Genomic DNA, 1766 nt, shown 5'->3' with positions numbered 1-1766 from the left:
GTGCTATGCGGCGCCGCTCCATGCGGCGTTGCGCAATCTCTTGTCGAAGCGCGATCTAGTCGGTCGCGGCCGCCAGGATCGGTCCGCCACCGGGCGACTGCACGAGCACGGCCGTGCTCAGGCCGCCGGATGCGTGGGGCAGCGGATACGTCGTGGCCGCGCCGGTCCAGCCGCCGAGTTTTTCGAGCGCATGCACGACATTGGCGTGGGGCAAGGTGCGGCCGGTGTTTTCGCCGCGCGACACCGGCACCTCGACGATGCCCTTGGCATAGCGCACCAGCCAGACATCGGCGTGGCCGCCAGGTGCGGCGCCGGCGCCGATGCTGATCTTGCCGCCATCGAGCGACAATGCCGGGCCGCTCGTCCGGCCGCTCACCGAGATCAGCTTTTCGATCTCGCCAGGTGCGGCGCCGACGACATCGGCATGGCCGTTGACCACCACTTGCGGCGTGAACGGCCCGTCATGGCCGAGCGCCGGCTCGTAATTGACCTGGCGCCGGGTGAATTCCTGTTTTCCGAAAATGTCCTTCCAGCCGAGATAGTCCCAGTAGGTGACGTTGAACGACAGCGCCAGCACGCTGGGCTGGTCCTTGACCCTGATCAGATTGGCGTTGGCTGGCGGGCAGGACGAGCAGCCCTGGCTGGTGAACAGCTCGACCACGCTGAGCGGCTGGGCGGCCGCCGCACCGAGCGACACCGCCAGCGCAAGCGCCGAGAGGCTGGACACTGTGACGAACTTGCGGGACATCGGCTTGCTCCGTGGGCGGCGGCGCCTGGATGCACCGCTGATATCCCCACTTCGCCGCTGTCGGCGCCTTCGTTACAGCGCTCACCGGTTTGTGATCGCTAGCGTTCTTCCTTCTCCCGCAAGGGGAGAAGGCAAGAAGAGCAGCTTCTACTGCGTCAGCCGCGTGTTGTTGGGCCGCTTGTTGAAGTCGCACTTGCCGGTGACGTTGTAGAAGAAGTCGGCGTTGCTGACGGGCGCCGGGACCTTGTTGCCGCCGTCTTCCCAGGCCTGGTAGGCTGTCGATCCACAAGGAACGAGGCCAAAGATATCGACGATCTGGCCGGTCGCCATTTCGGCCGGGGGGATGTCCTTGCTTGTCGAGCTATAGAGCCGGTTGGACGTGGCCGGATCGTTCGAATAGAGGTTTTGCGGATTGCCAGATGGGACGTTCATCTGCAGATAGAGGCCAGCCATCTGGCTGACGTCGATTGAGGCACCGGCGGTGTTGCCGGCAGCCATCGTGTCGACGCAGTAATATTTCGTGCCAAACTGGTCGGTGTTCAGCGTCACCCCGTCAGGCGCCTTTTTGCCGACCTTGCAAACCTGCGTTTGGGCCACCGTGGCGACGCCCAGACTGTCGATCTTGCTGACGGTGGTGGTGCCGTACCCTTTGGGATCCGTGCCCCCGCCGTATTTGTAATCGATCGTCATCAGAGGCTTGCCCTCCTTCGCACCGAACATCGTGCCGTAGAGCGTCATTGTCTTGTTCCAGTAACCCGACACCCCGCTGACCTTGAAGGTCGCCTCCACCAAAGCTGGCGCCTTGTTCACCGCCGACGTGACGCCGATCGCCACCGTAGGGATCCTGGCCATCTGCATGAACACGGTCTTCATGGCGAAACTCGCGGTGGCCTGCGCGGTGGCGGTGCCGTTGGCGCTGACGTCGAAGCTGTTCAGCGTCGCAGTGCCCTGTCCGCCGTTTTCTTTGTAGGTATCCTGCAGCACCAACTGACGCTGCGGTTTCGTCGAGGCCGTGTCC

2 protein-coding genes are annotated in these 1766 nt (G+C 63.9%); both read right to left on the bottom strand.

All coding sequences use genetic code 11. The features are described from left to right. Positions 1–55 precede the first annotated feature (55 nt). The gene (locus tag EN964_RS33580) at positions 56–748 is read right to left on the bottom strand and encodes a thioredoxin family protein (RefSeq protein WP_127269731.1); all 693 of its coding nucleotides are present in this window, start codon (positions 746–748) and stop codon (positions 56–58) included. Between the two features lie 147 nt (positions 749–895). Further along, a partial coding sequence (locus tag EN964_RS33575; protein ID WP_127277380.1) for a hypothetical protein occupies positions 896–1766 on the bottom strand: 871 nt, incomplete at its 5' end.

Origin of the sequence: Mesorhizobium sp. M7A.F.Ca.CA.001.10.2.1 (genome assembly GCF_003998575.1) — a bacterium.
Classification (GTDB): Bacteria; Pseudomonadota; Alphaproteobacteria; order Rhizobiales; family Rhizobiaceae; genus Mesorhizobium.
Note: the sequence above shows the minus strand (reverse complement) of the source record. Positions and strands in the feature narration are given on the sequence as shown.

Coding starts and splice junctions, on each gene's coding strand:
- EN964_RS33580 (WP_127269731.1), bottom strand. CDS start 748: ATGTCCCGCAAGTTCGTCACAGTGTCCAGCCTCTCGGCGCTTGCGCTG.